Source organism: Steroidobacter sp., assembly GCF_016790065.1.
Taxonomy (GTDB): Bacteria; Pseudomonadota; Gammaproteobacteria; order Steroidobacterales; family Steroidobacteraceae; genus Steroidobacter.
Window position 1 is genome coordinate 1 of the sequence record NZ_JAEUPY010000177.1, and the last position, 5,899, is coordinate 5,899.

At 60.1% G+C, this 5,899-nt stretch carries 6 protein-coding genes and 1 pseudogene; 2 read left to right on the plus strand and 5 right to left on the minus strand.

Annotation, left to right across the window (positions count from 1 at the left end; translation table 11 throughout):
• Together JNL55_RS07845 and JNL55_RS07850 are read right to left on the minus strand one after the other, a co-directional pair.
• Positions 1 to 282 (minus strand): annotated as a pseudogene (locus JNL55_RS07845) (hypothetical protein); the annotation flags it as partial.
• 8 nt (positions 283 to 290) lie between these two features.
• Complete coding sequence (locus tag JNL55_RS07850) at positions 291 to 1,178, minus strand: 3-keto-5-aminohexanoate cleavage protein (protein WP_293851631.1); 888 nt, start codon at positions 1,176 to 1,178, stop codon at positions 291 to 293.
• An 84-nt stretch (positions 1,179 to 1,262) separates the two neighbouring features.
• On the opposite strand from JNL55_RS07850, the gene JNL55_RS07855 reads away from it, so the two are divergent.
• Both JNL55_RS07855 and JNL55_RS07860 read left to right on the plus strand, forming a co-directional pair.
• Positions 1,263 to 2,318 carry a Gfo/Idh/MocA family protein gene (locus JNL55_RS07855; protein ID WP_293851633.1) on the plus strand — a complete coding sequence of 352 codons (1,056 nt, stop codon included), beginning with the start codon at positions 1,263 to 1,265 and terminating at the stop codon, positions 2,316 to 2,318.
• Positions 2,319 to 2,360: 42 nt separating this feature from the next.
• Positions 2,361 to 2,969, plus strand: coding sequence for a TetR/AcrR family transcriptional regulator (locus JNL55_RS07860; protein WP_293851636.1), 609 nt, complete (start codon positions 2,361 to 2,363; stop codon positions 2,967 to 2,969).
• A gap of 7 nt (positions 2,970 to 2,976) precedes the next feature.
• Here JNL55_RS07860 and JNL55_RS07865 read toward each other — a convergent pair whose 3' ends face one another.
• The 3 genes from JNL55_RS07865 to JNL55_RS07875 all read right to left on the minus strand — a co-directional run bounded on the left by JNL55_RS07865 (position 2,977) and on the right by JNL55_RS07875 (position 5,494).
• Positions 2,977 to 3,909 carry a TraB/GumN family protein gene (locus JNL55_RS07865; RefSeq protein WP_293851643.1) on the minus strand — a complete coding sequence of 311 codons (933 nt, stop codon included), beginning with the start codon at positions 3,907 to 3,909 and terminating at the stop codon, positions 2,977 to 2,979.
• A 105-nt stretch (positions 3,910 to 4,014) separates the two neighbouring features.
• On the minus strand, positions 4,015 to 4,662 hold the full coding sequence (locus JNL55_RS07870; protein ID WP_293851639.1) for an RES family NAD+ phosphorylase: 648 nt from the start codon (positions 4,660 to 4,662) through the stop codon (positions 4,015 to 4,017).
• Positions 4,649 to 5,494, minus strand: a complete 846-nt coding sequence (locus JNL55_RS07875) for a hypothetical protein (RefSeq protein WP_293851641.1) — start codon at positions 5,492 to 5,494, stop codon at positions 4,649 to 4,651. Before JNL55_RS07875 ends, JNL55_RS07870 begins: the two co-directional genes overlap by 14 nt.
• Positions 5,495 to 5,899: the final 405 nt, after the last annotated feature.

A 5,899-nucleotide genomic window follows, 5' to 3' on the forward strand; every position in this document is an offset into this window, starting at 1 on the left:
CGCGAAGATGAACTCGCCCCCGGCCTCGGGCATGCGAGCGCTGAGTTCGGCATAAACACCGGCCAGCAAGCTCATCAGCAGTGCGCCCGCTATGAACGCGAGGCTGGCGCCTCCGGGACCGGCGACGCGCAGCCAGTCCCCCAACACCACGACCCATGCCGAGCCGACGATGGTGCCGAACGCCAGTGCAAAGTACTGGAACCGTCCGATCGTCCGAAGCAGCGCCGGTGGGCGCACGCTGCCAGAGCTCAGTTCACCTTGAACGACGCTCGGGCTGTTCATGACAGGCCCTAGCGCTTCAAGCCCAGGATTTCTCGCCCTTCATCGGGCGTGGCGACTTCACATCCCAGGTCGCGGATGATTCGCACCGCGCGCTCCACCAACTGACCATTGGTCGCAAACACGCCGCGATCCAAATACAAATTGTCTTCCAAACCGACGCGCGCATGACCGCCGAGCAACACCGACTGCGCCACCATCGGCATTTGCTGTCGGCCGATGCCGAAGGCTGCCCACATCGCTTCGGGTGGCAACAGGCGCTTCAGATACAGAATGGTTTCCACATCCGCCGGCAGACCCCAACGCGTGCCGAGCACCATCTGATAGAACGGCGGCGGAGCAAACAGACCTTCAGAAACCATTTGATTGGCGAACAACAAATCGCCGGGCGCGAAGATCTCGATCTCGGGCTTCACGCCGTGCTCTAGAAACGTCTTCGCCATCCGGCGCAGCGTGCTCTGGCTGTGCAGATAGACGTACTCTTCGCCGCCATCCATCTGATTCTGAGTCGTCACATCGAGCGAACACACTTCGGGGCGGTTTTCTCGAATGTGTCGGGTGCGATTCTCGACCGAACCGACATCCGTGCCTTCACCGGCCACGGCATCGTTGTCGGCACTGGGCACGTACTTGGCACCGCCGCCGCAAGTGATATTCAGGATGCTACGCAAGCCACCGGCACGAACCCGCTGCGCCAACTCTTTGAACAACACCGGATCGCGCGAGCCATCGCCGGTCTCAGGATTACGCACGTGCAAGTGCACCGTGGTGGCGCCTGCCGCTTCCGCCTCGAGGGCCGCCGCCGCGATCTGCTCCGGCGTGATCGGAAATGACGGGTGTTGGCGGTTGTAGCGGTTCTCTCCTGTAACCGCACAGGTCAGGATTACTTTTCGTTTCATGAGGCCCCCTTTTCATTTATAATAACCATTATATTAATTCGCGCAATGGGTCCCGCGCATCATTTTTTCTGTAGCGAGGCAGCTATGAGTGAACCGCTTCGAGTCGGCGTCATCGGCGTAGGCGCCGTGGCCCAGGTCCATCTTCAGGCGTATCGCGAGTTACCCACGATCAAGGTGGTCGCCGCCGCCGATCCGCAAGCGGAGCGCTTGGCCGAGGTCGCCTCCTCACATTCGTTACGGGCGTATGCCAGTGCCGAAGCCATGCTGGCTGCGGAGAAACTCGATATCGCTTGCGTGCTGACGCCGACCGCCGCTCATGAAGAAGCCACGGTTGCTTGCGCTCGCGCCGGCGTGAATGTTCTATGTGAGAAGCCGTTGTCGATTTCCATCGACGCTTGCGAACGCATGATCGCTGCTTGCCGTGAACACGGCGTTCTACTCGGCTACGGTGCGTCTTATCGCTTTCTGCCCGCCGTCATTGAAGCAAGACGGCTCATTCAAAGCGGCGCGCTTGGCGACGTGCTACTGATGCGCGAGTTCGCCGTTGGCGGCACCGGACCTGCGCATCGTGGGACATTGGGTCCTCATCATTTCCCGCTGGGCGGCCCGGGCGGCTCCGGCATGGGCCTGATCGATCATGGCGTCCATCTGATCGATACTTTTTCCTGGCTGATCGATTCGCCGATACGTTCGGTGCTCGGCCGCGGCAACATCGCCGGCCAAACCCAACGCCCCGAGTTCATGGCCATGGAATTCGCCAACGGCGCCATCGGTCATCTTTTGTATGAGGACGGCACCTTCCCCACCGAACTGCCCGCCGAAGGCCATTTCTCCTGGGGCGCTGGTTGGGACGTGAGCGGCTTCGTGGAGCCTGGCAATTGGCAATCGCAGCCCGGCTGCATTCACGTGCACGGCACCGCCGGCGCCTTGCGCGTCCTTCACTATGGCAACCATATTTACTGGACCACTCGCCACGGCACCCGCCAACTTCCCGTGCCCGGCCCTGCCATGCCCGGCAACTTCACGATGCAGATGGCTGCATTTGCCGAGGCCGTGCGGACCGGACAACCCGCACCCGTCCCTGGGGAAATCGGTCTGGCCGCGTGCCGAGCACTGCTTTCTGTCTACGCAAACGCGTAACATTGGCGACTTCAGACGATTCACGGGAACAGGCAAACGACGATGCCACGCGGACGCCGGAAAGGTGACCATGACTCCAAGCGCGAAGAGATCGCAGATGCCACCTGCAAGGTGATTCTGCGCTCGGGCATCGAGAAGTCAGGAATTGCCGAGATTGCTCGGGAGATGGGCTGCTCGACCGGCGTGCTGATGCACTACTTCAAGACCAAAGCAGAGATGCTGCTTTACTCGAAGAACCTGATGTTCGACCGTGCTCACGAGCGGATGAAACAAGCCGCCGCCAACGGTCACGGCCCCGAACGCTTGCTCGCCATGACCCGCGAACTGCTGCCCCTCGATGCCGCATCCATTGCACGCTGCCGACTGCTAACAGCCTTCATGGGCCTGGCCATCGGCAACCCGGCACTCATGAAACTGCAGGACAAGCGCGATTTGCTGCATATCAAGCAATTCGCCGCGGTGATTACCGACCTGCAAGCGACCGGCACGGTCTCCGCCAAACTCGATCCCATGCTTGAAGGCCGCCGCATCTGCGCCCTCATCGATGGCATCGCCTCGCAAGCCGCCACCAACCCTCGCAGCTGGTCGCCTGCCGACGTGGAAGCAACCATGAGTCGTTATCTGCAATCCCTGATGACGTCGGCGGCGTAACGCTCAGCTACCGCGGCGCTTGGACGTCGTAACCCATCGCGCCGAGCTTCGCGAGCAACCCGTTCGGGTCCATCAACATCGATACCGGCAAGATCGCGAATGTCACGTCGCTGGTGGACAGTGCGTTCTTCGCCGCGAATAACCACTTCTCATCGGCACGCTCAAACAAGTCCTGGATGCCATTCTCTGCCATGAACGGGCCGGCCAGCGAGGCCATATAGGCCTTCTCTTGGTTGAACTCCATGAGCCCTCGGAGCGCCCGCAAATCGCCGACCGCCCAGGCATTCGCTCGCGCCTTGGTGGCGGTCAGGTCCTTCTCCAGCCGGTCGAGCGTTCGAGTCAGGAACTCGATGGCCGCCGGCTCATAGTACACAGACGTGCCAAGATCGACGGAGCCCCGCGGCATCACTTCCAACCGAATCTGATGATCGTCACTGACGCGAACGCGGTGCTCTCTGGCGATCTTCTTTACCGTGCGCCACACTTGGTCGTCGAACGACAGCCCGGCACTTTGGAAAGCCCGGGCCTGGAGTTGAAACGCAGCCGACGCAGGTAACCAATCCTCTTTGCCGTCGCGTTTTATATATTTCTTGCGCAGCGTGTTCCAGCGCTTGTACGTCGCCGGCTCGAGCACCTTCTTCAGCTTCTTGCCCGTGAGATCATAGGCATCGATGCCCGGCACGTAGAACTCTGCGGCGTACGGCGCCAACACCAACTTGGACTCGGCGATGGTCGCCTCCACCTCCTCCGATCGCCATTGCATCTGATACGGCAACGGCGCGTAGGTGCCCAAAATCCACATCGTTCGTCGGCCACTGGAGACACGCCACAGGCCGGGGCCAGGCTGAACGCCCGTGACTAGAACCTCTTCGATGCCCGGAGCGGATGATGATGCCGAGCCGTTTCCCGGCTCCGCGTTAGCTGAACTGGTGAATGCCATCCATAGAATGAGGGCCGCAAATATGAACCGTCGCACGCCTCAGGCTCCCTAGCTGTGTCCGGATGGCGGCATGGTAGCAGGCCTCCAATGCCGCCTGCATCGAGATCACAGGGTGGCACCGAGTCGCTTGACCCCGACGACGTCGAGCGCAGCATCGATGAGCGCCCAACCCTGCGCCGTATCCAATGAGTGCGCTTGGATCTTACGAAAGCCGCCCGCAGGGTGCGGCGGTCGATAGAACACATAGGCCCGCTGTGCTCCTATCTGCCTGGAGAACCAGCAGAGGCCGACGGCATCTGTCCACTCGTCTCGCAACGCTCGCGCCTTCGCGTGTGTCTCGGCGTACTGAGCATCCGGCACTACCGCGAGCCGTTGCAACTCGGCATGCAGCGCTGGATCGCTACTGAACTTTCTAAAGTACGGCGCACGCAAATCCAGGATCTTGGTGTCGAGCGCGACTTCCAGCTCAACGATCGATCTTCCTGCCAGCAACCCCGGATCTACCGGTTGCGGCTGAGCGCTGTTGATCACCAAGTTACGTAACACACTCTCCCAGAGCGCACAGTCCGCGGAATCGCCGGCATAGAACATGGCGCAAGCCGGCGGCGGCGGCAGTGCGAATCTGTTGGTCGACTTGGCGTTGAACGCCAGGCAGTCAAATCCATCTGGATAGACGTGCCAAAGCCGCGTGCCCTTTGGCAACCACGTATATTGATCGGTGGGATTGGAATGACTCGGACTACCAACGCTCATCGTCAAGCACGAAGTCGCTCCGTGCGGCTTCGATCACGGCGCTCGGTTCCTTTTGAAAAATATCTGCCGGCCGCCGGTCATCCAGCCGCGAATGTTTCTGAAACAGCCAAAATGCCTGGCGCCAGCCGCTGCGATCTCTGGGAAGAATGTCCAACAGTTGTTTCATCTCGGGCATCCATCGGCCCGTCTGGAGGTCGAACTGAAACCCTGGATATAAATACTCTCGCCCGTTCCAGGCGCCGAGCATCTCTCCCAACCTGCGTGCACGGCTGGCCGTGTTATTGACCCCATGAGCATTGGCGTTGCCCCCCTGCTGCTCATGAACTTGCCACGCGTTCAGCCACCGCTCTTCAACGAGCAGTTGATCGCGGCGTTCGCGCCCGAGCCTCAGTTGTTCGTCATTGGCGAATCGCGCGCGCAGACTTTGCACCGGCAAGTCCGCCCATGAGACATGACTGAGGAAGTTCAATGCCTCGGTAAGCTCGTCAGCGAATGACCCCTGGGAGGCAGACTCGTCACGTGACTGGATGAAGATCACTTTCGGTTCGACCTGTTTGCCGCTCACCACGTACTTCGAATAGGCACTCTCGAATGCTTCGACGCTCTTTAGTTTGAGAACGAGATTGCTGTTCGCGCCGTGCTCGCCGGCTTGTTCCGACAGCAGCTGAGCACACGCATCTTTCAAAAGATCGCCCGGATGCTGGGCCAGCCCGATGACGATCAAATGAGGGGCCGTGCTGAACATTTCAGCGACCTGTGACAGGTCAGTCACCCACCCCAGGGTCGGACGCTGGCCAAACCGGAGGGCGACGCCTGCGATCTGTTCACTCATCCGGCAGCCCACCAGGGATCTTCAGGAAGCGCATGCGTCCTATTTATCAATGGCTTACGATTCGGCTTACTCATATATATGCGTGCTGGCCCGGCAGACCATGCGCACACCCTCGTTGGCGCTCCCAGGAGCGCGATATGCCGGCCCCTCGCGCCGCCCCGCACAGACACGCCGGCCTGCAATTCCGTCCCAGGAAAGAACGTTTGAATCCTGCGAAACACGCCAGCGGACTCGCAAAAACCACATATAAGGAGTCCCTGACTACTGCGCTCCGCTGTTGCGACAGAACAAAAAGAGTTTCGCTAAGTTGATAATTTGTGGTCGTTGTATAGCCCACAAGAAATCTTGTGAGAAGTTGGGAGCAACGCGTAATCCGAAATGAGATTAGACAACCGCTCGTCATCG